At 38.0% G+C, this 25575-nt stretch carries 30 protein-coding genes; 4 read left to right on the top strand and 26 right to left on the bottom strand.

Annotation, left to right across the window (positions count from 1 at the left end; all coding sequences use genetic code 11):
* Positions 1-23: 23 nt before the first annotated feature.
* The 21 genes from BN8061_RS01190 to BN8061_RS01290 are packed head-to-tail and all read right to left on the bottom strand — an operon-like array spanning position 24 to position 17024.
* The gene (locus tag BN8061_RS01190) at positions 24-647 is read right to left on the bottom strand and encodes a flexirubin biosynthesis/transport protein LolA2 (protein WP_068597838.1); all 624 of its coding nucleotides are present in this window, start codon (positions 645-647) and stop codon (positions 24-26) included.
* On the bottom strand, positions 622-1407 hold the full coding sequence (locus BN8061_RS01195) for a polysaccharide deacetylase family protein (RefSeq protein ID WP_068595600.1): 786 nt from the start codon (positions 1405-1407) through the stop codon (positions 622-624). The genes BN8061_RS01190 and BN8061_RS01195 overlap by 26 nt, the downstream gene beginning before the upstream one ends.
* Positions 1394-2428 carry a beta-ketoacyl synthase chain length factor gene (locus BN8061_RS01200; RefSeq protein ID WP_068595603.1) on the bottom strand — a complete coding sequence of 345 codons (1035 nt, stop codon included), beginning with the start codon at positions 2426-2428 and terminating at the stop codon, positions 1394-1396. Before BN8061_RS01200 ends, BN8061_RS01195 begins: the two co-directional genes overlap by 14 nt.
* A complete protein-coding gene (locus BN8061_RS01205; protein ID WP_068595606.1) occupies positions 2425-3621 on the bottom strand; it encodes a beta-ketoacyl-[acyl-carrier-protein] synthase family protein in 1197 nt (398 codons plus the stop codon). Before BN8061_RS01205 ends, BN8061_RS01200 begins: the two co-directional genes overlap by 4 nt.
* Positions 3621-3878, bottom strand: a complete 258-nt coding sequence (locus tag BN8061_RS01210) for a phosphopantetheine-binding protein (RefSeq protein WP_068595609.1) — start codon at positions 3876-3878, stop codon at positions 3621-3623. The genes BN8061_RS01205 and BN8061_RS01210 overlap by 1 nt, the downstream gene beginning before the upstream one ends.
* Complete coding sequence (locus BN8061_RS01215; RefSeq protein WP_068595611.1) at positions 3878-4486, bottom strand: hypothetical protein; 609 nt, start codon at positions 4484-4486, stop codon at positions 3878-3880. The genes BN8061_RS01210 and BN8061_RS01215 overlap by 1 nt, the downstream gene beginning before the upstream one ends.
* Positions 4476-5597: a beta-ketoacyl-[acyl-carrier-protein] synthase family protein gene (locus BN8061_RS01220; protein WP_068595613.1), complete on the bottom strand. Its 1122-nt coding sequence runs from the start codon at positions 5595-5597 to the stop codon at positions 4476-4478. Before BN8061_RS01220 ends, BN8061_RS01215 begins: the two co-directional genes overlap by 11 nt.
* A complete protein-coding gene (locus BN8061_RS01225) occupies positions 5594-6037 on the bottom strand; it encodes an acyl-CoA thioesterase (protein WP_068595616.1) in 444 nt (147 codons plus the stop codon). The genes BN8061_RS01220 and BN8061_RS01225 overlap by 4 nt, the downstream gene beginning before the upstream one ends.
* A complete protein-coding gene (locus tag BN8061_RS01230) occupies positions 6012-7283 on the bottom strand; it encodes an ABC transporter permease (RefSeq protein ID WP_068595621.1) in 1272 nt (423 codons plus the stop codon). The genes BN8061_RS01225 and BN8061_RS01230 overlap by 26 nt, the downstream gene beginning before the upstream one ends.
* Positions 7273-8016: an ABC transporter ATP-binding protein gene (locus BN8061_RS01235; protein ID WP_068595623.1), complete on the bottom strand. Its 744-nt coding sequence runs from the start codon at positions 8014-8016 to the stop codon at positions 7273-7275. The genes BN8061_RS01230 and BN8061_RS01235 overlap by 11 nt, the downstream gene beginning before the upstream one ends.
* Positions 8013-9026, bottom strand: coding sequence for a BtrH-related acyltransferase DarH (locus BN8061_RS01240; protein WP_394330289.1), 1014 nt, complete (start codon positions 9024-9026; stop codon positions 8013-8015). The genes BN8061_RS01235 and BN8061_RS01240 overlap by 4 nt, the downstream gene beginning before the upstream one ends.
* Positions 9016-9420, bottom strand: coding sequence for a flexirubin biosynthesis protein DarG (locus BN8061_RS01245; protein ID WP_068595624.1), 405 nt, complete (start codon positions 9418-9420; stop codon positions 9016-9018). Before BN8061_RS01245 ends, BN8061_RS01240 begins: the two co-directional genes overlap by 11 nt.
* Complete coding sequence (locus BN8061_RS01250; RefSeq protein ID WP_068595632.1) at positions 9417-9884, bottom strand: hotdog family protein; 468 nt, start codon at positions 9882-9884, stop codon at positions 9417-9419. The genes BN8061_RS01245 and BN8061_RS01250 overlap by 4 nt, the downstream gene beginning before the upstream one ends.
* Positions 9885-9899: 15 nt before the next feature.
* Positions 9900-10331, bottom strand: a complete 432-nt coding sequence (locus BN8061_RS01255) for a hotdog family protein (RefSeq protein ID WP_068595634.1) — start codon at positions 10329-10331, stop codon at positions 9900-9902.
* A 10-nt stretch (positions 10332-10341) separates the two neighbouring features.
* On the bottom strand, positions 10342-11481 hold the full coding sequence (locus BN8061_RS01260; protein WP_068595635.1) for a dialkylresorcinol biosynthesis protein DarB: 1140 nt from the start codon (positions 11479-11481) through the stop codon (positions 10342-10344).
* Positions 11481-12392: a hypothetical protein gene (locus BN8061_RS01265; RefSeq protein WP_068597842.1), complete on the bottom strand. Its 912-nt coding sequence runs from the start codon at positions 12390-12392 to the stop codon at positions 11481-11483. Before BN8061_RS01265 ends, BN8061_RS01260 begins: the two co-directional genes overlap by 1 nt.
* A gap of 5 nt (positions 12393-12397) precedes the next feature.
* On the bottom strand, positions 12398-13279 hold the full coding sequence (locus BN8061_RS01270) for an LpxL/LpxP family acyltransferase (protein WP_068595638.1): 882 nt from the start codon (positions 13277-13279) through the stop codon (positions 12398-12400).
* Positions 13280-13534, bottom strand: a complete 255-nt coding sequence (locus tag BN8061_RS01275; RefSeq protein WP_068595640.1) for an acyl carrier protein — start codon at positions 13532-13534, stop codon at positions 13280-13282.
* A gap of 7 nt (positions 13535-13541) precedes the next feature.
* A complete protein-coding gene (locus BN8061_RS01280; RefSeq protein WP_068595641.1) occupies positions 13542-14765 on the bottom strand; it encodes a beta-ketoacyl-[acyl-carrier-protein] synthase family protein in 1224 nt (407 codons plus the stop codon).
* Between the two features lie 3 nt (positions 14766-14768).
* The gene (fabG, locus tag BN8061_RS01285; RefSeq protein ID WP_068595643.1) at positions 14769-15503 is read right to left on the bottom strand and encodes a flexirubin biosynthesis SDR family reductase FlxB; all 735 of its coding nucleotides are present in this window, start codon (positions 15501-15503) and stop codon (positions 14769-14771) included.
* Positions 15504-17024, bottom strand: a complete 1521-nt coding sequence (locus BN8061_RS01290; RefSeq protein WP_068595645.1) for a flexirubin biosynthesis tyrosine ammonia-lyase FlxA — start codon at positions 17022-17024, stop codon at positions 15504-15506.
* A 117-nt stretch (positions 17025-17141) separates the two neighbouring features.
* Here BN8061_RS01290 and BN8061_RS01295 point away from each other — a divergent pair, with 117 nt between their 5' ends.
* Entirely contained in the window at positions 17142-18383 is a 1242-nt protein-coding gene (locus BN8061_RS01295) for an NAD(P)/FAD-dependent oxidoreductase (protein WP_068595647.1), read from the top strand.
* A 34-nt stretch (positions 18384-18417) separates the two neighbouring features.
* Here the strand turns inward: BN8061_RS01295 and BN8061_RS01300 are convergent, their stop codons facing one another.
* From BN8061_RS01300 to BN8061_RS01315, 4 genes are all read right to left on the bottom strand, one after another.
* Positions 18418-19026, bottom strand: coding sequence for a hypothetical protein (locus tag BN8061_RS01300; RefSeq protein ID WP_068595649.1), 609 nt, complete (start codon positions 19024-19026; stop codon positions 18418-18420).
* Positions 19027-19241: 215 nt separating this feature from the next.
* Complete coding sequence (locus BN8061_RS01305; protein WP_013597272.1) at positions 19242-19970, bottom strand: GLPGLI family protein; 729 nt, start codon at positions 19968-19970, stop codon at positions 19242-19244.
* A 10-nt stretch (positions 19971-19980) separates the two neighbouring features.
* Entirely contained in the window at positions 19981-20706 is a 726-nt protein-coding gene (locus tag BN8061_RS01310; protein ID WP_013597273.1) for a GLPGLI family protein, read from the bottom strand.
* Between the two features lie 51 nt (positions 20707-20757).
* Complete coding sequence (locus BN8061_RS01315; RefSeq protein WP_068595651.1) at positions 20758-20997, bottom strand: hypothetical protein; 240 nt, start codon at positions 20995-20997, stop codon at positions 20758-20760.
* A 655-nt stretch (positions 20998-21652) separates the two neighbouring features.
* Between BN8061_RS01315 and BN8061_RS12395 the strand changes: the two genes are divergently transcribed.
* Positions 21653-21817: a S24 family peptidase gene (locus tag BN8061_RS12395; protein ID WP_394330290.1), complete on the top strand. Its 165-nt coding sequence runs from the start codon at positions 21653-21655 to the stop codon at positions 21815-21817.
* A gap of 671 nt (positions 21818-22488) precedes the next feature.
* Here BN8061_RS12395 and BN8061_RS01320 read toward each other — a convergent pair.
* The gene (locus tag BN8061_RS01320) at positions 22489-22980 is read right to left on the bottom strand and encodes a metallophosphoesterase family protein (protein WP_068595657.1); all 492 of its coding nucleotides are present in this window, start codon (positions 22978-22980) and stop codon (positions 22489-22491) included.
* 34 nt (positions 22981-23014) lie between these two features.
* On the opposite strand from BN8061_RS01320, the gene truA reads away from it, so the two are divergent.
* A complete protein-coding gene (gene truA / locus BN8061_RS01325; RefSeq protein WP_068595659.1) occupies positions 23015-23761 on the top strand; it encodes a tRNA pseudouridine(38-40) synthase TruA in 747 nt (248 codons plus the stop codon).
* Complete coding sequence (locus BN8061_RS01330; protein ID WP_068595663.1) at positions 23758-25524, top strand: ABC transporter ATP-binding protein; 1767 nt, start codon at positions 23758-23760, stop codon at positions 25522-25524. Before truA ends, BN8061_RS01330 begins: the two co-directional genes overlap by 4 nt.
* The last annotated feature ends 51 nt before the right edge of the window (positions 25525-25575 follow it).

Here is a 25575-nt window from a genome sequence, read left to right on the forward strand (position 1 = left end):
GTGACTTCCTAAACTTCACTCCATTATTTGAATAAATTTTCGTCCAAAGTTGGATTGGATTTACGATTGCTAAATGTGAACAACGTATAATCGTTGTTGGGTTGCACCATTTTCACCTGCGAAACCATACGATTTTCACCCTCAAAGGTCAAAATCACTTCTTTCATATATTTTTTCATTTGTTTGTCAACCGGACTGAGTTTCACCAATTTGAGGTCAGCTTTTTTCAGAAAAGTTACTGAAAATTCTTTAGAATCGAATAAATTTCCGTTGAAAGAATTCAAAACCAAATCATTCAACTTTCCGAATTGTTTATTGGTCGATAAATCGGTCGATTTTTTCTTCCCTGCTTGGGTAATATAAATGGTTTTATCAGAAAAAAACAGTGTTGTTGTGGCAGGTTTGGTATATTGCCAAAGCACTTTGTTGGGCGATTTCATATACATTTTTCCAGACGAAACCGATGGTTTTTTCAAGAAGGATAGATTTTTGGTTTCGGTAAAATCTGCCGAATAAGTTTTCAATTTCCTCACTTCTTGTGTTACTTCTCTCTTGAATTTGGTAATTTCTACCGTCGACATTGGAGTTTGTGCAAAACCCCAAAATCCCGTCATCATCAAACTAATGAGCAAAACTTTCGCTTTCATTTTCATATTTTTTTAGCTCTTCTATCGTCACCATTTGGTACGATTGTTCATGAAGTACTTTCAAGATTTGTTCCAAGACTTTTACCGTTTTGGTCGAGGTGTCGTGCAAAAGAATCACTTCTCCTGGAGCAATTTTTGGTAAAACACGCCTCAAAATACGCTCTTCATCATCGATTACCGTGTCCAACGACCTGATACTCCATCCGATAACCTCGTGCGGTCTTTTTTGAATTGCCCTGGCGATATTCGGATTGGTTACGCCAAATGGCGGACGAAAATACGTGGTGGGTTTAGCCGTTTTAACCGAAATCAAAGCATCAGTTTTATCTAATTCTGCCAATATTTCTTCGGTAGAAAAAAAACCGGTTTTGGCAGAATGGCTATACGTATGATTTCCGATTAAATGCCCGTCGGCAATGATTTCATTGACCACCTTATCTTGATTTTCGAAACGATGACCAATGCAGAAAAAAGTCGCCTTGGCATTGTATTTTCTCAACAATTTCAGAACGTCTTTGGTATGTTCTGTAGGACCATCGTCAAAGGTAAGCGCAATAACTTTTTGTGATGTTTTTGCTTTATAAAATACCGATGTGAAATAATTTAGACGTAAATCAAATGCTCCCCAACTCGTCAATCCCAGCCAAATAATAGCAGGAATTACCAGCCACCATATCGGCGTTTTGCCCCTCCAAGCAAGAAAAGCCAGCGTGAGCAATGCAAAAATGCAAACCAAAGAAACTAACCTATGCAGTAACATTTCGCAATAATACTATACTATGATTTTTTCCTAAAAAATGATTGTACAAAACCACGTATTTGAGCTGAGCTTTCTTCACCGAATTGATCTGAATTTTCGGGCTGATTTGTTGCTTTTTCAAGGCTTCGCAAGCGAGCAATAATCCATAAGCAGAAGCTGTATGATATTCACCCGAGAAAGGTTTGTATGTACAAAGCTGAGCATGATGTTGATCGAAAAATGACGTATAAAACGCATCGAAGCGATGATCATCATTTTTACCAATAAAATAAGCATCTACAGCCAATTTTGTGAGCTGATTTTCTTCTAAAAATTGCTCCAAAAAATCATCAACCTCATCAGAATTCAATTCGTTTTGTAATTTCACATCCACAATTTCTGCAAAAGAATTTGTTGATGGATTTTCAGATAAACCAAAAAAGGTAGCACCCTCGCCAAAAGAAGCTCCATTCGAGCTTTCAGACGATTTTACGATTTCTTTCAACTGAAGCAATTGATGCGTAACCTCGCCAATTTCATCGACTGCGCCCACTAAAACTTCGTTAGATTCTCTATGCTGAATTTGCATCAAACCGTCTAACAAAGCCGCCTCGAACGAATTACCGCCGTTGGTATAGGTAAAATTGTAAGCATTACATTTCAGTTGAAGCGCGATTTGTGCAGCGACGGTGTTGTGCGTAGATTGGATGAAAGCGGTGGGCGTGAGAAATTCTTCTTGATTATCAATCAGATTCCGCAGAAACTTCTCCGAATCATTCAAACATCCTAAAGCCGAACCTACTATAATCGCATCTGGTATTTGGATTTGCGCTTGTTTTAATGCAAGATTTGCCGAAAAAATTCCCATTTTTATAGCTTTCGACATTCGTCTGAGATTAGCTGCTGGAATCATCATTTTGTAGGCTGGCTCTTGGGCAAAATTCAGAAAATTGGTCACAGCTTGGAGTTGTTGCGTAAAATCTTCGTTGGTATAAGGCTGAACACTCACCGCAGCCATTCCGTTTACAAAACACTTTTTCATGACTGCGTAAATATTAAGGTTGAACAATTTCCACCAAAACCAAACGAATTTGATAAGACGTGTTGAATGGGTTTTGTTTTGATCTCCAATTGCGGAATCAGTCCAAATTCTGGAATTGGGGTTTCGAAATTAAGATTTGCCCAGACTTTCTGTTGTTGCAAAGCCAAAATACAAAACACCGCCTCTACACTTGCGGCTGCCGCCAAGGTGTGACCCGTGAATGGTTTGGTTGAACTAAAACTAGGAACTTGTGTTGCAAAAATTCTTTTGATTGCCGCACTTTCAGACGCATCGTTGTTTGGCGTCGCTGTACCGTGCGCATTGATGTAGTCGATGTTTTCTGCGGTAAGATTGGCTATTTCGAGTGCCTTTTGCATCGCCAAAAATGCCCCTTCTCCCGTCTCGGAAGAAGCCGTTTGATGATAGGCATCGTTGAAATTTGCATAACCAGCCAAATATGCTAAAACTTGCTTTTGATATTTCGAAACCATAGCATCTGATTCGAGCACAAGATAAGCGGCAGCCTCACCAAGGTTCAAGCCTTTTCGCTGAGCATCGAATGGTCTATTCAATTCGTCTGATAAAATCATCAAGGAGTTGAAACCGTTTAGTGTAAACTTCGACAAAGTATCTGTACCGCCAACAATTACCCGATCTAATCTTCCGGATTGAATCATTCGGGCACCGAACATGATGGCATTTGCTGCCGATGAACATGCGGTGCTGATGGTGGTGGTAAATCCTTTGAGTTGCAGTATTTCTGCAATCTTTGAGCTAGAATCACCAGCGTCATGACTCAAAATATATTTTTGCTTTTCGGGATGTGCTTCGTATTCGAAAAAATAATGTTCGCTCTGGTCCATCCCTCCGACCGAAGTCGCCGAAATCAGTCCTGTGCGTTCATCGTTCATCAAGCCGATTCCTGCCTGTTTTACAGCTTCTTTCGCTGCAATTGCTCCCAAAAGCGCTGTTCGAGTGAAGTTATGATCGGTAGGTAATTTGAGTTTTTCGCTCAGTTCTTCGTTAGACAGTTTTACTTCGCCCAGCGGAAAACGGCTCTGATGAACTGTTTTTAGAAACTGAGCGGTGCCTATTCCTGTCTGATTTTGCAATAGAGACAACAGGTTCTCTTCTACCGAATTACCGATAGCCGAGATAATTCCCATTCCAGTAATTGCAATTGGTTTAGACATTATTTTGTTCTATTTTCGGTAATGTATTTTGCCATAGTTTCGATGGATTCGAAAATGGTTTTTCCTTGTTTTGGATCGGTAATTTTTATACCAAATTCTTTGTCCATCAATACAATCAGCTCCAACGCATCGATCGAATCAAGACCTAAACCTTCGCCAAACAATGGTTCTTTCGGGTCGATTTCATCGGCATTGATGTCTTCTAAATTTAGAACTTCTACAACTTTTTGTCTGAGTTCGTTTATTAAATTTTCCATTATAAATGTTTAATTCTTTCGTTAATAAATTTATTCGTTAAAGGATAATTTCCCTCTTCGCCAACCAAATATACGAATGCTTGATATTTATTTTGAAAATAATCTACCCAACCGCATAAAACTTGCGTAGCTTTTTTTGAGCTGAGCAAATAATTGGCCTGAAGATGAACAAGCTCTGCTGGATAGGTTTCGTCGACAAGAAAGATGCTTTCTGACTTCAAATCGTGCCGAATGCTTACTTCGCCAATGGTAATATTGGGCAGTGTGTAAACGAAAACAGCCGGACTTGGGTAATAATCTGTCTCCGAAGCTATACTCGTTTGATGTTTGCAATCGGTATCCAAACTTGCCGAACGATTGGCAAACAAAATCGCCGTATCGGGAACGTGATGATTCTCTAACACCAATTCGCTCGCAATGAAAGCCAGTTTACTCAAGGCATCCATTTTGTAAAATTTGGGGTAATTCCACTGTTGATCGGTATAAATTTCTTTTGCAAAATGATTGAAATCTTCGCTATCGGATGAATGAATAACTTCACCGTTTAGTTTGAGGTTCTGTTTTGTGATTTCACAAAACTGCCTGATGTACAATTGCTTATTTTGCATATTTCTTAACCAAAATTGCGGCGTTCGTTCCACCAAAACCCGATGCAGTTTTGAGTAAAACTTTTATTTCTTTATTCATATTTTCTATAGCGATAGTCAACTGGTGACTAGTTCCAACTTCCTCAAATCCTAAGGATTGAATCACCAAACCTTCCTGCATTTGCTTGCACGCTATTGCCAATTCGAGTAAGCCTGCACAACCTAGGGTATGCCCAAAATACGCTTTGAGACTATTGAGCGGAATAGATTGCATTCCTAATCGATGAAAAGCGATTGCTTCCATCTCATCGTTGTAAAGCGTGGCTGTACCATGAGCCGAAATATAATCGATATCGGTTGCGACAATGCCCGCCTCTTTCATTGCGCTTTCTACACTCCGAAACAAACCTTCGCCCGTGCGAGATGGACCAGAAATATGATTTGCATCGTTGATGTTGCCTTCGCCTAAAATCTGATAGTTCCAAGAAGTTGCCTCGAGCTCGCTAGATAAATAAATTGCACAGGCCGCCTCGCCCAAACTCACCCCTTTTCGGTGGGCATCATAAGGCCTACAGGGTTCGTCACTCATCGCTTGGAATGAATTGAAACCCGATAAAACAAATTCGGTCACCTCATCAACCGCTACAACAAATGCAGTTTTTACCTCATCCATCTGAATCATTCGCTTGGCAAAATTCACTGCCAAAACGCCAGAGGTACACGCATTGGAAATGACGATGGGTTGTCGCTCGAGCATGAACACTTTTTTTAAGGTTTCGGAAATTACGGTAAGATGTGCCGATTCTATCTGCTGTTTCAGCCCTCGGATATTGCCTTTGGTTGTAGAAAGCACCAAAAGTGTGTCGGGGGAAATCCTATTTTTAATCAAAGGCATGAGCGCCAAAATTGCCATTTTTTCGATGCGTGAACAATGATAATCATTCCAACTTTTAGAAAATTCGTCTTCGAGTTTTTCGGTACAAATCTGCGCTCCAAACGCCTCTTGAAAACGAGGAATAGCCTGAATCTTTTTGATTCCGGATTGGTTGGCAAGCAGCCGTTGCCAATTCGACTCCAGATCGAAACCCAAAGGCGAAATTACATTGGCTTCTTGTATAAAAATTGGCTTCATATCAATCCCATTTTAAGTTTCCAATCTAAAATAAAATCGGGGATGGTCAATTGTAAATCACCATCGAGCGTCATGAAAACTTGCACCGTTTCGCCCGTGCACACGATTTTGTTTTGTTGATTGAACAATTCGTATCGGAAAACCAATTTCGCCGCAGCCGAGTCGACGTAAATCGTTTTTATTGTTAAAAGCTCTCCATACCGCAAAGGAAGTTTGTGTTCGCAGGTCGATTTTACGATAGGAATGGCTAAATGATTTCGCTGAAAATCGAGGTAAGAAATCCCATGCTCTCGACCAAAGGCTTCTCGCCCATCTTCGGAATATCGTAAATAATTTCCGTGCCACACAATTCTTAAAGCATCGGTTTCATTGAAACGGACACGAATTTGAGTCGTGTTTTGCAAGCAAATCGAATCAGGCTGTTCGTTTTTTTCGGTCATAGATAATCGCGATTCCTAAGCACAAGCTAAAAAACAAAAATAGGGAAATAATTTCGGGTAGAATCAAACTTAGCCCACCATTTCGTAAAATGATGTCGTAATATCCGCTCAACGCCCAACGCATTGGTGATAATTCTGCAAGACACTGAAAAGTTTTCGACATCATAAAAACAGGCACCCAAACACCGCCAATCGCCGCGAGAATCACCACCAATGTTGCTCCAAATGGCGGAGCTTGTTCTTGGGTTTTGGATATGGTCCCCAACAAAATCCCTAATCCGATCGCGGCTAAACTCGCACAAAACGTCATCAAAACCATCAATCCAAGCTGACCATGCAATTCGAAATTTGGCAATCCAATAAGCGGAAAAACAAGTTTAGCCACCAAAAGAACAGCAAAAAACTGCAGTAAACAAACCAAAAGGTAAACCAGCATTTTGCCCATCAATAAAATAAAATAAGGCATCGGACTGGTGAGCAGTCGATAATTGGTTCCTAAATTTTTCTCTTTTACGATGTTGATTGACAAGGGCACGATAATGAAAAAAATAGCAAACAATGTCCAAGCTGGTACGTTGTGTTGCACAGCATTGGGCTGCAGCTCTTGTGGTGCTGTAGAAGATTCTTTGTACTGAATAAGCGGTTCGTTTGCAAATAAATTGCCAGACCTTCCGCCCATGACTTCTTCGAACGCTTGATAAATTGCTTTGCTCTGCGCTTGATAAATGATTTTTTCTATACCAAATTTTAATGAATTGCGCATGTTTTCTTGGACTGCCGGATCAAAAATCAGTTCGATTTCTTTGGCTTTTGTATGATTTTTCGTTTCGGTTTGAATGGAATCCAAAGAAAATTCGCCCACAATTTCTTCTACATTTCGCTCAACATTTTCGTACAACACTTTCGTAAGTCCTTGAGGAACAATAATTGCCATTTGATATTTTCCTTCGTTCACCAAATTTTTCGCTTGCTTCTCTTCTATTTTTTCAGCCTCTATTTCCGAAACTAATTCGAAAGCTTCGGTTTTCATCAGACCCTTGTAAAGCTCGTTAGAAATTGAATCGTGGTCGTGATCGATCCATAAAACAGGAAGTTGATGATCGGTATTGTCTAAGGTTTGGTACTGAATTGCCGTAACCATGACCACTAAAACCAAGGGCATGATAAAAAGCACCGCCAAACCGCCTAGATCTCTAGACAATAACTGAATTTCTTTGAGTATAGAACGCCATAATTTATACAACATCTCGTAAAGCTTTTCCCGTGAGATTAATGAATACCTCTTCGAGGTTTGACGCCTCTTCATATTTTTCGATCAAACCTCTCGGTGTGCCTTGAGCAATAATTTTTCCATGATCGATGATGGCAATATCGGTACAAAATTCTTGTGCTTCGATCAAATGATGTGACGTATAGACGATGGTCGTCCCTTGTAAATTCAGCTGGGTGAGAAAGGCAATGATGGTTGCTCGCGATTGCACATCGACGCCTACTGTAGGCTCGTCGAGAAATAGTACTTTGGGCTGATGCAAAATTCCAGCAATCAGATTCACTCTTCTTTTCATCCCACCAGAAAAAGATTCCACTCGTTTATGGGTGAATTTTTCTAATCCTAATAAACTCAGATTTTGATGAACCAATTCTTTGAGCCGAGCCCCTTTCAATCCATACATACTTCCGAAATAAAGCAAATTCTCTTTGGCGGTTAGCGTCGGATACAAAGCGTATTCTTGCGGAACAACGCCAATCAAGGATTTGATTTTGTTTTCATCTTTTTTGTAATCCAATCCGTCTATGGTAAATCGACCCGAAGTAGGCTCTATCAAACCGCACAGCAACGAGATGAGGGTCGTCTTCCCTGCGCCATTTGGACCAAGAATGCCAAATATGGATTGCGCTTCGATGGTGAGCGACAAATCTTCTACCGAGTAAAAGCTTTCTCCTCTATACTTTTTGAATAGTCGATCTATTTTGATCATTTTTTGATTTCTTTTTTCAGTCGTTTAAAAAAATCCTCTTCCGTATCGGCCAACCTCAACAGTTGATCGCTCAAATTGTTGTACACATCTTCAAGATGATTTCTCTTTTTATAAACTCGCGAAGCATTGAGCGCAAAATCTCGCCATTCGTCTCCAATTTTTGCCATTTCTATAGCAAAATTATTCAGCTCATCTCGTTTGAGTTTCTGAGAAGCTTCTTGTAAAAAAGCCGCAAAAATATACCGAAATCCTCCACCTCCAGTTCCAATTTCTTCCTGCATTCGAACCATTTGAGCCAGATAATAATTCGTTTTTACATTCCCTATTTTTTTTGGCCATTTTTTTATATCGTTTGCCAGCATTCGCATTCCACGCACCCCAACGATTGGCACAGGCGCAAGCATTTCGTTACAGGTTTTCAGAATTGCTTTTTTTATAGCTTTTACCCAATTTATAGTTTGTGGAAAAGAAATAGGATAATAAATATGACCTTTGGGTGCGAGGGTTCCTTTTGCAAAACGCACGCGTTCTAAATCTTGCTCATTAATTTTGGTCGGAAAATCTAAAACAGGATCACTCACCAGGTATTCGCCTTCTTTTTTACCGTAAATCACCAAATTGTGTCCATTGAAATGAAAGCGATATTCGTCTGGAAAATAAGGTAAATTGTAAACGCCAACTTGTAATCCGCAAGGCGTATTTTCGGTTAATTTACGATCCAAAGCCTCTTGTGCTTTCTTGGGGTTGGAAAACTTTTGTCGTTTGATTTTGATGCCTAATCTTTTGCTTAAACGATTAAAAATAAATCCGGGTATCGGGCGGTAGCTGATTGCTGGTGCATGATTCACCTTGAGGAAGGGTAAATATACAAAAAACAGCCCCGAACCAAGACCAAAAACCATCGGTTCGCTTATCTCGATTCCTTTGTGTTTTAGCAAATTCGACGCAACACCAGATTCACAATGTGCCGATTGATGATGTGTGAATTCTATTTCTATATTATTTTCCATCAAAACTTGTCAATTCTTCCACTGTAATATTGAAAATTTTGGCATATTTAGCCAAGGTTTTGGGTTTTATTTTCTTGAAAACACTCGGTTTTTGATGTCTTTTTATCAAAAATGTAAAAGTATCCATATAGGCGGCCAGTGTTTTCCAATCCATCTTGTTTACTTCCATGAAATAAACGATCGGACTTTTCTGTCCGTTCGCGACTGCATCTTTTGCTACTAGTGCACGTTGGTGCAAGGAATTCAGGGTTTCGGTTTGCACCAAGGTTTTCACTTCCCAGCCTTTTGATTTTTGAGTAGAAAATTTCCCCTCTTCGTCCAATGCATAATAGATCTCGGTAACATTTTGCTTGCTCAAGAAACTCTCGTCTTGTGGAACTTCAGATTTTTTCATTTCGAAGTTGATTGCTTATTATTCCTCAAAATTAAATTTAATTCTCCAAAAGCAACCAATTTGTCTGCGACAAAACTCTCTACTTTGATAGTACACAGATCAACATCTTGCAAAGAATGTTGAGAAATTAGCTTGGCTTTGGTTTCCAATATCTCATCTACAGCGGGCAAATGAAGAATCTGAAAAGTTTTAATGACGCTGATATAGCCTATGGTTTTGGGTTGTGTTTTATCTTTTTGCTTGGCATAATAATGCTGCCCTAAAATACACGAAGCAGTCTGTGCCGCATTTTCTATCAGTCCAGCTTCCTGAAAACGCCCGTTGTGCACCAATATATTGTCAGATTTTATACAATATCGAGTTATGACTTCGTTGGGCGTAAGCTGCGAAATGAGATCGACCATCAACATTGGATCTTGATGCGGTAAAAAATTTTTGACAGCTATGGAACAGGTTGATTTCATAGGGCGAAAAAATTTTTATTCTGGTGCCAAAACCGTTTTCATCTCGCCAACCGATATTATTTCTTGGTCTATTTTGGCGATTATTTGTACCAATGTAACGCCCATTACCTCTTGTAAAATCTCGGCAGAGGTCACAATTTTTTCTCCTAATTTTGGTAAGCGCATAATTTCTATGCTTTTGATCGACCCTATGTAACCCGTTGGTGCCGGCTGATTTTTCAGGTAAAAGCGAAAACCAGTGTGCAAAGCAACCGTTTGCGCCATGTGTTCGATGAGTCCGGGTTCGTTGAGGCATCCATCCAAAAAAAATATATTTTCTTGCTTTACGGTAAGTCCGCCCAAGACCTCTCGCTCGTCGTAATGGTACAGCGCATCGACCATAACGATAGGATCTCGTTGAGGAATAAAACGTTGGATGGTTTTACTATCGTGTATCGGTAATTTCATAAATCAGAATTTAAACCACTGTTAAATAAGCGTAAGCATAAGAAAATCGTCCACTTTCTGGCACCGACAACAAGATTCGTTCTCCTTTTTGCAGTTGTCCAGAATTCATCAATTCTTCGACCATCACATAAATCGATGCTGCCCCAACATTTCCAACTTTAGAGAGGTTCAAAAACCACTTTTCTATCGGAATTTCGTGTCCCGCATCTTTGAATTCTTGATATAATTTTTCTTTGAAATAGTAGGATGAAATATGAGGCAAAAAATAATCGAAATCTTGAACGCTGACGCCTCGTTTTTCTAAAACTTTCAATTGGCTCTCCACTCCTTTTTTGAGGATATATTCGTCGAGAATTTTAACATCTTGTTTGATCGAAAAAATAGATTCTTTCAACCATTCGTCTGTCGAAAAATGTTGCCAAGGTTTGATACTGCCATCGGGCAGCTTTTCGCCTCCGGCATACATGCACGTCTCCAACTCATTGGCATAAGAAACCGAATCCATCCAATTGATTTTCAAAGAAATACCTTTCTCGTTGGGTTTGTTTTGAAGCAAAAAAGCTCCTGCGCCGTCTGATAACATCCAGCGTAAAAAATCTTTTTTGAATGCCAAAACGGGTTGTTCTTCTAATTCCTTTAGACTCTGAATTTCTTTTTCGAAGCGCTCTGCGATCATCCAAGGTGAAACGCATTCAGACCCAGTTGAAATGGCATTTTCGGCCTGACCCGACAAAATTGCTAAAAAAGCAAATTTGAGTGCGTTCATCCCCGAACAACAAATTCCGGTTGAAGCATTCAGCTCGACCGTTTTACCCTTCAACAAACCATGTACCATAGCGGCATGAGAAGGCAACAACTGATCGGGAGTTGAGGTGCCACAAGACAAAATTTCTAATTGATCTCGAGAGAACGATTCGTCGAATAATTGTTCTATTGCATTTTTGGTGAGTTGGGCATTAGTATGCGTAAAATTTTGATGCTGGTCTAGGGCATAATACCTGGTCGTAATGCCGTTGTTACGCAAAACTATTCTTCTCGCTTTGGATGCTCTTCCGTCGATTTCTCCCAAATATTTTTCCATATCCTCATTCCCGATTGGCTGATTGGGCAGATATTTTGAACTCTTTGTGATGTAAACCTTGTTCGACATTATTGATGTTCGACACGCTGATAGTATCGTTTTTGCTTTTGAATTTTATAATAAAAAAATGGATAAAAGATCGTTTCTACCAAATGAACGATCGGTGAAATCATCCAAATCACGACAAGCAAATATAAATGAAAGAGTTTGATTAAGCGAGTTTTTTGGTGTGGATTTCGTTGAAAAAGATTGGCCCAAATGCTAAACAATCGGTTGGCTTTTTTATCCATCGATACCAAAAACCATCGAATTTCTACTGCATTATTTTCTATCAATTCTTGTTGTAGACTGCGATAATCCTCGGATGAAGAATGTTTTTTTATAATCGCGCCAAATTTTTTCGCTGCTTTTATTTCGTGTTCTGCAACGCCAGGCATAGGGAAAAATCCGTGAGGCTTTCTCTTCACACCAGAAAACATCCAGTCGACCACCGTAACGACGCTCACTAGGTTGATGTTGCGATCGGTAAGCGCTATGTTTCCTACCAAAATAGCCTGATTATCTAACAATAGTCGTTTGATTTTTTCTTGTGCATACACCCACATATTTCGACTTCCGCTTATGGTAACCACGGGCTTTCCTTGCAGCAGTTGAAAAGCAAATTTACTTTTCAGAAAAGAATTGATCGGAATAGATGGTGATAAATACCAGACTTGGTAATGCAACAAAATCAGGTCATAATCGGTGGTTAAAATTTTCTGATTTGGTGGATGAAAAGGATGAGGATTCTGCAAAAAAGAATCAGGAAAAACGCCGAAAAATTGTTCTTTATCCCACGGAAACGGAAAATCGTTTTCCATCTGAATATTGTAGAAATCCACCTGATAGGTCGGATCTTCTACAAATGGTAAACTAACCGAATCTGCAATCTCTTTCAATTGCCCAGATTGGGAATAATAGATTACCAAAACGTTTTTCATACCCTTTAATTTTTTAATGCTTTCCAAAAATCAAAATAATTAAACCATTGATACGGATATTGCAAAACAATCTTTTCGACACTTTGGCAATACTCGCTGAGCAATGATTGGGCATCTCGATGTTTGTAGACTGCACGACGAGTAAAGAGATGATAATGCAACTTCTTCTCCTTCATCACATAGACAAAAGCCACCGGCACTTTGAGCCTTGATGCTATATGGTAGGGACCAGCTGGGAACAATGCTCGCTCACCTAACAAAACCTCTTTCAATACTTTATTTCCCTCAAAATAGCGATCACCTGTAAAACAAATGAGTTCGTTATTTGCCAAGGCTTCGTTGATCTGAAAGATGTGCGCCAAATCTTCTTGAATGATGATGAATTTTATATTCGATTTTACCCGAATACTATCCATATAGGCTTTGATTGCATTGTGTTCTAAATCTGTGGTGACAAGGTTGATACTGAGGTCTAAATTCACCTCATCTAAAAAATATTCGGCAATCTCAAAATTTCCGACATGAGCACTGATCAATATGCCTCCTTTTTTCTCGGCAACTAAGGTTTGCAAAATTTCAATTCCGTCGAATTCATAGGTAAACCGATTGCGCATTCCCATCGAAATTGCCGTCTTGTCTATCAAGGTTTGCCCGAAAACGAAATAGCTTTTGTATACTCCAAAAATCGAGTTAAAGATAGAAAATTGTTGGCGATGTCGCAGGTAATAATAGATTGCTCGATTGCTTTCCCAGGCTACTATAAAATAATAAAAAGCTACAAAAATCAAGACCGAATAAGCAGCCCTAACTCCTAGCTTTTTTATACTATAAACAAATATTTTATATCCTAGTAAAGTCCCGCGAGACTTACCATTCCATTGGCTCATCTAAGCACTTTTTTCGTCTAATTTTTGTTGGATAATATTGTAGAAATCTCGAAAAGTTATCATTTTCAAAAAATCATCTTTCACCAATTTTACGCCAAAATTCGACTCGATAATGACCACCAAATCCACATAATCTAAACTGTCGAGATCCAAGGTTTCTTTCACATTTTTTTCGTCTGAAATTAGATCACCATCGATTTCAAATTCTTCTATTAGAATCTCGTTTATTTTATCTGATATTTCGGTTTTAATCATTTTAAATTTATCGTTTAAACTTCTTAATTATCAAAGCAGAATTCGTTCCGCCAAATCCAAAAGAATTGGACAAATATACGTCAAAATCTTGATTTACGGTTTTGTTTGGAATATTTAATTGTGCCGAAACTTCATCCGGATTTTCAAAGTTGATATTGGGTGCTATAAAACCGTTGAGCATCATCAAATTAGAATAGACAATTTCGCTTGCTCCTGCCATCCAGCATTCGTGTCCAGTCATGGATTTGGTCGAGCTGACATAAGGTCGACCGCCGAAAACGTTGAAGATGGCTTGTGCCTCGTTGCGGTCTCCAACCGGTGTAGAGGTTGCATGAGCATTGATGTAGGCGATTTCATCTGGCACTATCCCAGCTTGTTTCAAGGCTTTTTGCATGGCAACAGTTGGGCCGTCTACATTGGGCGTCGAGATATGTCGGCCGTTGGATGAGAATCCGTAACCAATTACTTCTGCGATAATGTTGGCACCGCGTTTTTGAGCCGATTCTAAACTCTCTAATATCAAAGTGGCTGCTCCACCGCTCGGAATGAGCCCATCGCGATCACGATCGAATGGTCTCGAGGCTTTGGTAGGATCTTGATCGCGTGCAGAGAACACACCCAAACCATCGAAGCTTGCCATGGCATATTTGTTGATTTCTTGTGCTCCTCCACAAATGATCATGTCTTGCAAGCCATTTTTTATCATCATAAATCCTAAACCAATCGAATGCGAACCACTTGCACAGGCTGCACTGATAGTCATATTCACACCTTTCAACTGAAAAAGCGTAGACAGATTCATGGTTACGGTAGAATTCATCGACTTGAAGATGGCTCCAGAACCGATCAACGAGGTGTCTTTTTTTTGGCGTACAATGTCGGTGGCTTCTATTATCGCCTTGGATACGCTGTCGTTTCCGTACAAAATCCCCACTTCATGCTCTTGGAAATATTCATGAGGAATTTGAGCATTTTCTAAGGCTTCTAAGGTTGCCAAATAGGCGTATTCTGTTTCTTCGCCAATGGTTACGCGATGTCGTCTATTCAACAATTTTTTGAGGTCTGGAGTTGGAACCTTGCCTGTTAGGGCCGATTTGAAACCGTATTCTTTTCGTTCTTCATCATAAACAATTCCAGATTTGCCTTCGCGTAAAGATTGGGTAACTTGATCGAGCGACGTCCCCAAACACGAATAAATCCCCATTCCTGTAATGACTACTCTCTGCTCCATTGTTTAAGAATATATTCCTCCGTTAATATTGATGACTTCTCCTGTAATGTAAGATGCTTTTTCTGATGCCAAAAAGGCAACCAAATGGGCGACTTCTTCTGGTTTTCCGAATCTATTGGTCGGAATCATTTTTTTGAGTTCTTGTTGATTCATTTCTGCGGTCATGTCGCTCTCAATAAAACCTGGAGCAACCGCATTCACCGTTACATTGCGTTTCGCTACTTCTTGTGCCAAAGATTTGGTCGCTGCTATCACAGCGCCTTTGGCTGCCGAATAGTTGATCTGTCCTGGATTGCCTTTCAGTCCTGAAACCGACACAAGGTTGATGATTCGACCGTAACGACTCCTCAATAAATCTTGAATGAAAAATTGGGTCACATGATAAAAACCATCCAAACTGGTATCGATAACCGATTTCCAATCGTTTTTCTCCATCCACATGAACAGTCCATCTCGGGTAATCCCTGCGTTATTGACAATCACTTCTACTTTAGCGTTCAGATTTTCATCCTTCCAAGCCTGCAAAACCTGTTGGGTTTCGGTCTGATTTGCTACATCAAACTTTAAGATTTCGCCTGTCTTCCCATGTAAATTCAACTCGTTTAAAGTTTGCAAAGCGGCTTCTTTATTGGATTGATAATTGATTAAAATATGATAGCCCAACTCCTTAGCCAATTGTACACAAATTGCTTTTCCTATACCTCTAGAACCACCCGTGACCAATGCTACTTTTTTCATTTAGGCGTTTTTTATATAATCTTTTAATTGTTTAATATACGGATAAAGTATGATATCATCATAGACTGCAGGCACAATATTTCTGATTTCGCGATAAAATTTTCTCGAATTTGTGCTCAATTTTCTTTGTAAGTCTCTTGCTTCTATTGCTTGCGCAATGCTCATCAGATGGATGGCAAGCACCTCAAATGTATTTTCGATAACCTGATTGCAAATTACGGCTGCATTGGTGCCCATGCTGACCACGTCTTGATTGTCGTTGTTATTCGGAATGCTATGAATGTACATCGAATTGGAAAGGGTTTGATTCTCTGCTGTCGTAGAGGTTGCTGTAAACTGAGCGCCCTGCATCCCAAAATTGAATCCTAATTTACCTAAATTGACAAAAGGAGGCAAAATCTCGTTGATTTTCGAGTTGAGTATATAATTCAATTGGCGCTCCATTAGCATGCTGAGTTTGGTAATTGCCAATTTCATTTTATCCATTTCGAACGCCACATAATCACCATGAAAATTTCCGCCGTGATAGACTTGCCCTTGCTCCAAATCTACTATCGGATTGTCGCTAGCCGAATTGATTTCTTGAACCAAAATTTGCTCCACACCCGCCAAACAATCTTTCACAGGTCCCAAAATTTGGGGTACACAACGCAGCGAATAATATTCTTGAACTTTGACTGAAAAAATTTCTTCTGTATTCTGACCGCTGTACAAATGAGCCTGACGAGATCGAATATTTTCACTATCGTGCAAAAACTCTTGCATTTGCTCGGCCACCCACAATTGGCCTTCGTGCAATTTTGCCCGATTGAGCTCAACCGAAAAATGATCGTCGTAGGCCGCCACCAACTCATTTACAAGGCAAGATGCCTGAATTGCCAATTTCAACAATTTGTAAGCATAATGCAAATTAACAACGCCAATTCCAGACATCACGGCTGTACCATTCATGATGCTCAAACCTTCGCGAATGTGCATCTCGATGGGCGATAATTTTTCTAATTCGAAAACTTTTTTGGTTTCTTGTCTTTCTCCTTTATACCAAACTTCACCTTCGCCAATTAAGCATAGCGCCATGTGTGCCAATTGCACCAAATCGCCACTCGCCCCAACGCCACCGTGTGCAAAAATTACGGGGTAAATCTCTCGATTGATCAGCTCTTTCATCAATTCCAAAACCGAAGGATGCACCCCCGAATATCCCAAAGATAAAGTATTGTAACGCGCTACAAGAGAAGCCCTTACCATTTCGGGCGAGAGTAGATTTCCTTGTCCTGTCGCATGACTTCTAATCAGATTGTACTGCAATTGCAACCGCTGATCATCTGCAATTCGATACTGAGCCATAGGACCAAAACCTGTATTGACGCCGTAGATTATTTTATCTTGGATAAAAGATTGTAAGAAATCGAAGCTTTTTTGTACCTGATTTTTAGTTTCATGATCAAACGCTAGAGGTTGCTGATGAAAAACAACGGCTTCGATATCGGCGAACGGCATTAAGATTGGGTTAGGGTTCATAGGATAAGTAGAATTCGAATAATTTTAATATTAAAATTTGTGATGTTTGATGTACCTTCGTTTCACTTATATTGGGTTTACAAAATTATAATATTTTTAACATTATAAAAATTAATTATGAATCAAGAATTTGTTGATGTTTTGATTATCGGTGCCGGACCCGCTGGTAGTATTGCTGCTGCCTATTTGCATCAACATCAAATCCAAACAAAAGTAGTCGAAAAAATGCGATTTCCTCGATTGGTCATTGGCGAAAGCTTGCTTCCAAGATCTATGGATCGATTTGAAGAAGCGGGTTTATTAGACGCTTTGAATGCTTATGATTTTCAGGTAAAAAGTGGAGCTCGTTTCATAAGAGGAAATCAGGTTTGTGAATTCGATTTTAGTAAAAAATTCGGCGAAGGTTGGGATTGGACATGGCAAGTTCCGCGTGCCGATTTTGACAAAGCCATCACAGACGAATTACAAAAAAAAGGAGTCGATATTGCTTTTGAAACCGAAGTTACGCATGTCGCCATCCGCGAAGACGGATCTGACATCACGGTTGTAGACAAAACTGGCGTCTCGTCTGTCATCCATGCAAAATATATCATCGATGCCAGCGGATATGGTCGAGTTTTACCCCGATTGCTCAACCTACACGATGATTCTAATTTGAGTCCGCACTCCGCGATTTTCTCGCACACCACGGAAACCAACCGCCCAGCAGGACGAGAAGGCACACAGATAACCTTCGACATCCTCGAAACCGAAGTTTGGCTATGGGTAATTCCGTTTTCTAATGGCAATACGAGTATCGGAATTGTAGGCAACACCGCCTATATAGAACAATTGATACAAGACGCTGGCTCTATGGACGCTGCTCTGAAACAAGCAATCAATCGTTCAGATTTTTATCGCGAGCGATTCCGAGGACACGAGTTTCTCTTCGAACCAAAATTGCTAAAAAATTATTCGACCTCTGTAAAAAAGATGTTCGGCAAAGGCTATGTTTTGACAGGCAACAGTACCGAATTTTTGGACCCCGTATTTTCGTCTGGCGTTTGTTTTGCCACCGAATCGGGAGCATTGGCTGCCGAATTGATTATCAAAGAAATACAAGGAAAAGCAGTCGATTGGGCAGTAGAATACGAAGCTTACATGAAACGCGGAATCTACGTTTTTTCGACCTATGTAAAAGAATGGTATACTGGAAATCTACAAGAGTTATTCTTTTTTCAGCCCGAAAATCCACAGGTGAAAGAAAAAATTTGTGCTGTTTTGGCTGGTTATGTTTGGAACGAAGAAAATCCGTTTGTTAAAAAACACAACAAAGTGATTCGCAACATGGCGCATCTAATCAAGATGAGTAAGGCATAAAAAAAACAAACCGCAGTTGCGGATTGTTTTTGCATTATTTCTTCAAGGCTTTTTCAAGATTTTTAGAAAAAGTTTTGGCTGTTTTGGCAAATCCTTCTCCTATACGCGATTCGTTACTGAAATTATTTCCGTACTGATCACCTGGCGCTTCTTTGTATTTTATAATCAATTTTTTGTCGCCTTTATTTTTCGAATCTGTAAAAATTAGAGTTGACGAAACTTTTGCGTATTGTTTCATGACAAAAGCATCCCAACCTGGATATATCCAATCTACTCTTACGGTAAGCGTATAGGGCGTATCTTCTGCGTATTTAGAAAACTGAATTCCAGTATCTTTGGTCGCATATTTCGACAACAACTCCATGAATTTCGGTTCCCAAATCGATTCTTTTGCTCCTTTCCATTTATCGATCCAAGCATCTCCATTTCCTGGATTTTTTGAATTTAAATCATCTTTGCGTTTGGCAATGTATTCTGCCTCTGAAATACTATCGGCATTGATTTTCAGATTAGAATAATCGAATACGACTTTCACTTTTTTTTGATCTTTCAGAAAGTTAAAATCACCCAGTTTTATTTCGCTTTTCTGTGCCGTTGCCATTGTTGCAATAGACAACAGCATCATCAATAACATTTTTTTCATATAACGTTTTAGATTTAATCGTATTGGGTATTGCCGAAGGCGGAGAAATCGGTGCGATAAGTTTCGATTTTGCACTGAGGCGAGCCAAAACGAATTTTTATGAGTTAAATTTAAAAATAAAAATCGAATAAAATTCGTTTTTGGCGGTATATTAGGGCAGATGTTGAGTTATTCACTTTAGCCCCGCTTTTGACAATACCTTGTTAGCTGACGTTTTAATCAGAAGTGTCTACTCCACCGTTATTCATTTCCATCATGTTCTTTAACGCTTTTTTATATAATTTTTGATATTCTTCATATGTAATGGATTTTGTGAAATTAATTTTTTTAAATTCTTTGTTTGTATTTTTTATTTCTACAAGATTGTAATATGTGATATCTTTTAAATTATTTCCATATTTTTTTTCGATTTGAATTTCGAAAATTAATCCGGGTAAACCTCCATATAAGCTTGGCCCAAAGGGACAAGTCATTTCTTCACTATAATATGCCGTAACAATTATATTGTCTTCTAAATTCTCATATATTGCTTTTTTTAATATATAGGTTTTAAATTTTTTCTCATCGTCAGATATTAGTTTCCAATTAAATTTTGGTATGGAGTCTTCAATGAAATAATTTTTTCCTAATGATGATTTTCTTTCATACATTTTATTTTGTTCTAGGTTCACAAAGATAATACCTGAAGAAGCCATTGTAAAGAAATCTCCTTCTTCTTGGCGGTTGTTTATCTTGGGGATATATTCAAATTGTGACATTTTGGAGTCGTACAATAATTCAAATTCTGCCGGTATTGAATGATATTCTTTTCCTTTTTCATCAATATGAGTAGAAGTTACTAAATATAATGCACTAAATTTATCATTATCTAAATTTTCTCCAACTTGAGAAAATGTTAAAGATGACGGTAAAATAAATGTCATAATCAAAATTATATATTTCATAATATGATATTTAATTGTTTAGATCATACATTTCAATTACATTGGGTGTGTAAATTGTGGCATTATTGCAACATTCTTTGTAATCAAAGTATGCTTTTTTTGCATCGGTGATTATTTGTTCCCAACTTTTTGTGTTTGTTAGCTCAATTGTTGGAGCAATTTTCAAATCATCATTTAATTGATTTATTTTTATTGCCCACAAATGAATTACATCATTTTCCTCTCTTACATCTAATATTAATCCTGGTAAACCATAAAATTTCCATGGTCCATCTTTTATAGGGATTGATTCTGTGAAATAAGCAAAATAGGTTCTTCCTTTATAATCAAATTTAGCTTCACTGCACTCAAATCCTAGAATGATTTTCCTATTACCAGTTAACGTATATTTCACATCTATGATAGGTTCTTTTATTGTTATTTTTTTTTGAAATAATACATCCGAATATGAAAATATATTTTTTTCTTTAAAATTTTTATAAACTTGATTTTGAACAGAATCTATTTCACCTATAATATTTCCGTCCATATCAAAATCAATTGTGTTTGGTTTAAAAAAATATTTTGGAATGTTAAATACTGATATTTCATTTTGATGAAGCAATTTGCCTAATAACGTGTCCTTTGGATTTACTTCCGAATATTTATAATTATAATAGTAGTCTATTTGAATTGTCTGAGAATTACATTTAGGTATAAAATAATATGTAATCAATAGTAGATATAGAATTTTCATATATTGTAATTTTATATATTAAAAGTGAGACAAATATTGCCTCACATATAATTATCCTTGTGGTTCAAAAGCCTGTATTGCCATACTTCTAGCACAAGATTGTGCTTCAGGATACGTAGCCGCTTCACAACAAAATAATTGCCCGCCTGCAGAAACACAATAGGTTACACTCATATCCTCGTTAATTGTGTAATACTCATACTCATTTACTTTGGTGTTATTTGAGTTTTGATTTGCAACCGCAAAACTACCTACTAATAAAATCGATAATGATAAAAATAAATTTTTCATAAATATATAAATTTAAATTGGCGCCTACACTCTTTTTTAAAGTCGTTCTTTCAGTTTCCTCCTACTATTGCAAAATTTATAAAACCACTTGTTGTCAAGTACTTTCTTCAATTTTTTTCATTACAAATCAAAGTTTCAATGAAAAGTAATCCGAAAGCTATTTTATAAAATGTCAGCTACCACTTAAATATACGAAATAATACTTTATATGCGACTTAAATTTTAAAATCACCAAACACTGTGTATTAACACTCTATATCAATATTTATTTATAAATTAGTCATTCTATTCATAATAAATATTTGTTTGCGTAATTCAATAATATTTAAGATCCGAACTCGCCAACTTTACAATCGAAATTGCCCAACATAGAAACAAAAACATTATCTGGATTTTCTTTTACTACTAGAAAAAAATATTAATATTCTACATATATTTTGTAAGTCTCGCTATTTTGTCATTAAATAAAGCTTGGTATATCCAAAATACTAAAGGCAACAGAAATTTTGTAGATATAATAGAATGCTATCAACATATTACAGAATCTCTATTAGATGAATAATATAAACTCGCTAAAAGAATGAGAAAAACTGAATTAATATTTAATATAAAGAAAAACTCGGACTAAAATTAGGAAAAATGGAACAAAGTCTATGTGCTAGATACCAACCAAGGAGCCTTAATCAAGCGGATCCACAAAGGGCAAGATAACGAGCATATTACTCTAGTATCAGAAAATGAAAAATACGAACCTTTTGAGTTGCATTTATCGCAGATTTATGCTGTTGCCATAGTCATTGGTGTCGTAAGACTTGAGTAAAGTTGCGAATTGATCATATTGTAACCACTATTTATTCGACCAATCGCAAGATTACTATATAAACTAATGTCAATCAATCAAATACACCAAAAGTATTAATATTTATTTCGGGATTACACCCCTGCGAATATTAGTTTTTAACGCTTAATAAATACATCCAAGAGAGCTACACCTACGAGATTCGTATATTTTTTTTACATAAAGTGAATTTAGAACTGAATTTAGAACTGAATTTAGAACTGAATTTAGAACTAATATTTTAGCGTGATTTCTATTTTCCAGCAGAGAACAAAAAAGCATAAAAAAACAGCCAATTAAAGTGTATTGAAAAGCTGTTAAATCTTATTTTTTACGCTACAACAGTACAATTTGGGTAGTTATCACCTTATATTGACAGTAAAACCGTTTCAATAGTAACATAAATGGTATTAATGCAGTAGTAAAATGGTAGTAAATGTACATTTTGTTTTGTTTGCATAAAAAAGACTTTTTTGGTTATTAGTATTATGTACATTTTGTTTTTACCCCCTTAGTTTGCTAAATTTACAAAAACACTCTTGTTGTCAAGCACTTACTTCATTTTTTTTCATAGCAAATCAATGTTTCAATGAAAAGTATTCCAAAAGCTTTTTTATAAAATGTTAGCTAACGCTCAAATTTACGCTTTTTGATTATTGGTCAAACTCGATGACTTCTAAATTTTCTATTCTACCAGCATTCAATTCGAATCGCAACATGGTACGCACTTGTTGAAAACCATGTTTGCCCGCAGCTCCCGGATTCATGTGTAACAAATGAAACTTGGGGTCGGGCATCACTTTCAAGATATGCGAGTGCCCACAGATGTACAATTTGGGTTGATGAGTTTTGATCAAATCTTTTACACGGCTCAAATATTTTGGCGGATAGCCTCCGATATGCGTCATCAAAACTTTTACCCCTTCGAGCTCGAAAATCTGATTTTCGGGGCATTCGTTTCTTATGGTTGCATCGTCGATATTCCCATAAACCGCCCGAACGGGTTTCAGCGCCTGCAGCCGATCCAAGACTTGTCGATTACCGATATCACCAGCGTGCCATATTTCATCTGCCTTTTGGGCATGTGCCAAAATACGATCGTCGAGATAGGAGTGCGTATCGGAAAGTAAAAGTATCTTTTTCAAATGTTGTATTTTTGTATTTCAAATTTAGGATATCTTGCGATACTTTTTAGAATTAGCCTACAACGGAAAAAATTATTTTGGATGGCAAATACAGCCTCAGCAAATCTCGGTACAAGAAAAAATTGAATATTGTTTATCAACCCTACTTCGGCAACCCATCAGTATCACTGGAGCGGGCAGAACAGACACAGGCGTTCATGCCCAAAAAATGTTTGCTCATTTTGATTACGATCTACCTTTACCCGAAGATTTCGTAAAAAAACTAAATGCTTTTTTGCCACAAGATATTAGCATTTATGCGATTCATCCTACGAAAAAAGATGCGCATGCGCGTTTCGATGCGTTGTCGAGAACCTATCATTATTATATACAACAAGGTAAAAATCCGTTCAATTTCGATCAATCTTGGCAAATAAGACACTCACTGAATGTGGATTTGATGAATGAAGCTGGGAAATTGTTGATTCAAAAAACCGATTTTGGTAGTTTTGCTAAATTGCATACCGATGTAAAAACCAACATTTGCGAAGTTTACAAAGCCGAATGGATTTACCTGGAAGACAGATTGTTGCGATTCGAAATCACGGCCGATCGCTTTTTACGCAACATGATACGTGCAATTGTGGGAACATTGGTAGAAGTGGGACAAGAAAAAATAAACGTCAAAGATTTTGCACAAATTATTGAAAAAAAAGACCGTAGCTTTGCAGGAGCATCTGCACCAGCACAGGGATTATTTTTGGTGGATGTACAATACCCAGAAGACCTCTTCGAATCATGAGCGAAAAAAACAACACATCGTTTGATTATAATGGACTGAAACGCGTCATTGGCATCGGAATGCAATCCAAAGGGTTGTTTTTCACGGTAATTTTTATAGCTTTCATGAGTTCGGCGGTATCCATTTATCGCCCTTATTTAACGGGAAATGCCATTGATGAATACATCTTGAATCATGATGCTCCTGGCTTACAAAAACAATTGATCCTCATTGGTATTACCTTGGTCTTGGAAGGAATTTTAGCTTTCTTTCTGATCTATTTGGCAAACGTTGTCGCTCAACGGGTCATTCGTTTTTTACGGGTAAAATTGTATAATCATTTACTGACATTCAAACTCGGATATTTCGACAAAACACCCAATGGTGTTTTGGTGACACGCTCGGTGTCGGATATCGAAACCATTGCAGAGGTCTTCAACGATGGCATCTTGGTAATTTTGGGTGATTTCTTACGCATCATCTTCATTGTTGGAATGATGTATTACATGAACTGGACGCTTGCCACGGTTGTGATTTTGATTTTACCTTTGATGATGATCATCACGCGATTTTTTCAGAAAGCCTTGAAAAATGTGTACCAAGAAGAGCGAACCTTTACCGCAAATCTCAATTCTTTTGTACAAGAACGCCTAACAGGGATGAACATCATTCAACTTTTCAACCGAGAAAAACGGGAATACCAAAAATTCATCAACATCAACAACCAACTGAAAGGCACTTACCTGAAAACGGTGCTTTATTTTTCATTACTATTTCCGGTGGTCGACATTGTTTCGGCGACTGCAATTGGTTCTATGATTTGGTTTGGCGGATTACGAACTGCGGTCCATGGCGATGTTTCGGTTGGTGACATCATTGCGTTTATTTCGTTTACCACCATGCTCACGCAACCTATGCGACAGATTGCAGAACGCTTCAACTCGATACAACGGGGGTTGGTAGGAGCTGATCGAGTTTTCAAAATATTGGATTCAGACGAAACTTTGCCCAACACTGGAAGCTTACAATTGGATCGTATAGAAGGTAAAATTGAATTTGAAAATGTAAAATTCTCATACGTACCCAACAACCTGGTTCTGAAGGGCATTTCGTTTACCACCCAACCCGGCGAAACTATTGCGATTGTAGGTTCTACAGGCGCAGGAAAATCGACCATCATCAATTTACTAAGCCGTTTTTACGACATCGATTCGGGTAAAATATTGATCGATGGGCATGATTTGTACGATATCGAAATAAAAAATCTTCGTCAACACGTGGCTGTTGTCTTGCAAGATGTTTTCTTGTTCAACACCACGATTTTCGATAATATAGTATTGGGAAACAAAAACATTAGCTTGCAAGAGGTAGAAAATGCAGCAAAAATTATTGGAATTCACGATTTCATATCAAAACTTCCGAAAGCCTATTATACCGAAGTTAGCGAACGAGGTTCGACCTTGTCGGTAGGGCAGCGACAATTGATTTCGTTTCTACGAGCATACCTTTACAACCCTCAGATTTTGGTGCTAGACGAGGCAACTTCGTCTATCGATACCGAATCGGAGAAAATGATCCAAAGCGCGACAGAAAAATTGACCGAAGGGCGTACTTCCATCATTATTGCACACCGATTGGCAACCATAAAAAATGCAGAAAAAATACTGGTAATGGATAATGGAATGATTGTTGAATTTGGTACACATGAAGAATTGTTGGCTAAGAAAGGATTTTATCATAATTTGTACGAAGTTCAGTTTTTAGAAAACGATGAAAAAAAATAAAGAAGAATTAAAGTAAAAATAATAAAGAATTCTTACTTTTATTGTGTTAAT

The sequence above is a fragment of the Vaginella massiliensis genome, from assembly GCF_900089075.1.
Classification (GTDB): Bacteria; Bacteroidota; Bacteroidia; order Flavobacteriales; family Weeksellaceae; genus Weeksella; species Weeksella massiliensis_A.

What these genes read in the sequence shown, in the direction of transcription:
- BN8061_RS01205 (WP_068595606.1), bottom strand. Translation starts at nt 3,621, where the DNA reads ATGTCTAAACCAATTGCAATTACTGGAATGGGAATTATCTCGGCTATC.
- BN8061_RS01275 (WP_068595640.1), bottom strand. Translation starts at nt 13,534, where the DNA reads ATGATTAAAACCGAAATATCAGATAAAATAAACGAGATTCTAATAGAA.
- BN8061_RS01255 (WP_068595634.1), bottom strand. Translation starts at nt 10,331, where the DNA reads ATGAAATTACCGATACACGATAGTAAAACCATCCAACGTTTTATTCCT.
- BN8061_RS01220 (WP_068595613.1), bottom strand. Translation starts at nt 5,597, where the DNA reads ATGAAGCCAATTTTTATACAAGAAGCCAATGTAATTTCGCCTTTGGGT.
- BN8061_RS01240 (WP_394330289.1), bottom strand. Translation starts at nt 9,026, where the DNA reads ATGGAAAATAATATAGAAATAGAATTCACACATCATCAATCGGCACAT.
- BN8061_RS01290 (WP_068595645.1), bottom strand. Translation starts at nt 17,024, where the DNA reads ATGAACCCTAACCCAATCTTAATGCCGTTCGCCGATATCGAAGCCGTT.
- BN8061_RS01280 (WP_068595641.1), bottom strand. Translation starts at nt 14,765, where the DNA reads ATGGAGCAGAGAGTAGTCATTACAGGAATGGGGATTTATTCGTGTTTG.
- BN8061_RS01260 (WP_068595635.1), bottom strand. Translation starts at nt 11,481, where the DNA reads ATGTCGAACAAGGTTTACATCACAAAGAGTTCAAAATATCTGCCCAAT.
- BN8061_RS01235 (WP_068595623.1), bottom strand. Translation starts at nt 8,016, where the DNA reads ATGATCAAAATAGATCGACTATTCAAAAAGTATAGAGGAGAAAGCTTT.
- BN8061_RS01250 (WP_068595632.1), bottom strand. Translation starts at nt 9,884, where the DNA reads ATGAAATCAACCTGTTCCATAGCTGTCAAAAATTTTTTACCGCATCAA.
- BN8061_RS01245 (WP_068595624.1), bottom strand. Translation starts at nt 9,420, where the DNA reads ATGAAAAAATCTGAAGTTCCACAAGACGAGAGTTTCTTGAGCAAGCAA.
- BN8061_RS01215 (WP_068595611.1), bottom strand. Translation starts at nt 4,486, where the DNA reads ATGCAAAATAAGCAATTGTACATCAGGCAGTTTTGTGAAATCACAAAA.
- BN8061_RS01305 (WP_013597272.1), bottom strand. Translation starts at nt 19,970, where the DNA reads ATGAAATATATAATTTTGATTATGACATTTATTTTACCGTCATCTTTA.
- BN8061_RS01190 (WP_068597838.1), bottom strand. Translation starts at nt 647, where the DNA reads ATGAAAGCGAAAGTTTTGCTCATTAGTTTGATGATGACGGGATTTTGG.
- BN8061_RS01225 (WP_068595616.1), bottom strand. Translation starts at nt 6,037, where the DNA reads ATGACCGAAAAAAACGAACAGCCTGATTCGATTTGCTTGCAAAACACG.
- BN8061_RS01330 (WP_068595663.1), top strand. Translation starts at nt 23,758, where the DNA reads ATGAGCGAAAAAAACAACACATCGTTTGATTATAATGGACTGAAACGC.
- BN8061_RS01210 (WP_068595609.1), bottom strand. Translation starts at nt 3,878, where the DNA reads ATGGAAAATTTAATAAACGAACTCAGACAAAAAGTTGTAGAAGTTCTA.
- BN8061_RS01230 (WP_068595621.1), bottom strand. Translation starts at nt 7,283, where the DNA reads ATGTTGTATAAATTATGGCGTTCTATACTCAAAGAAATTCAGTTATTG.
- BN8061_RS01295 (WP_068595647.1), top strand. Translation starts at nt 17,142, where the DNA reads ATGAATCAAGAATTTGTTGATGTTTTGATTATCGGTGCCGGACCCGCT.
- BN8061_RS01265 (WP_068597842.1), bottom strand. Translation starts at nt 12,392, where the DNA reads ATGAAAAACGTTTTGGTAATCTATTATTCCCAATCTGGGCAATTGAAA.
- BN8061_RS01310 (WP_013597273.1), bottom strand. Translation starts at nt 20,706, where the DNA reads ATGAAAATTCTATATCTACTATTGATTACATATTATTTTATACCTAAA.
- BN8061_RS01270 (WP_068595638.1), bottom strand. Translation starts at nt 13,279, where the DNA reads ATGAGCCAATGGAATGGTAAGTCTCGCGGGACTTTACTAGGATATAAA.
- BN8061_RS01200 (WP_068595603.1), bottom strand. Translation starts at nt 2,428, where the DNA reads ATGAAAAAGTGTTTTGTAAACGGAATGGCTGCGGTGAGTGTTCAGCCT.
- BN8061_RS01315 (WP_068595651.1), bottom strand. Translation starts at nt 20,997, where the DNA reads ATGAAAAATTTATTTTTATCATTATCGATTTTATTAGTAGGTAGTTTT.
- BN8061_RS01300 (WP_068595649.1), bottom strand. Translation starts at nt 19,026, where the DNA reads ATGAAAAAAATGTTATTGATGATGCTGTTGTCTATTGCAACAATGGCA.
- fabG (WP_068595643.1), bottom strand. Translation starts at nt 15,503, where the DNA reads ATGAAAAAAGTAGCATTGGTCACGGGTGGTTCTAGAGGTATAGGAAAA.
- BN8061_RS01195 (WP_068595600.1), bottom strand. Translation starts at nt 1,407, where the DNA reads ATGTTACTGCATAGGTTAGTTTCTTTGGTTTGCATTTTTGCATTGCTC.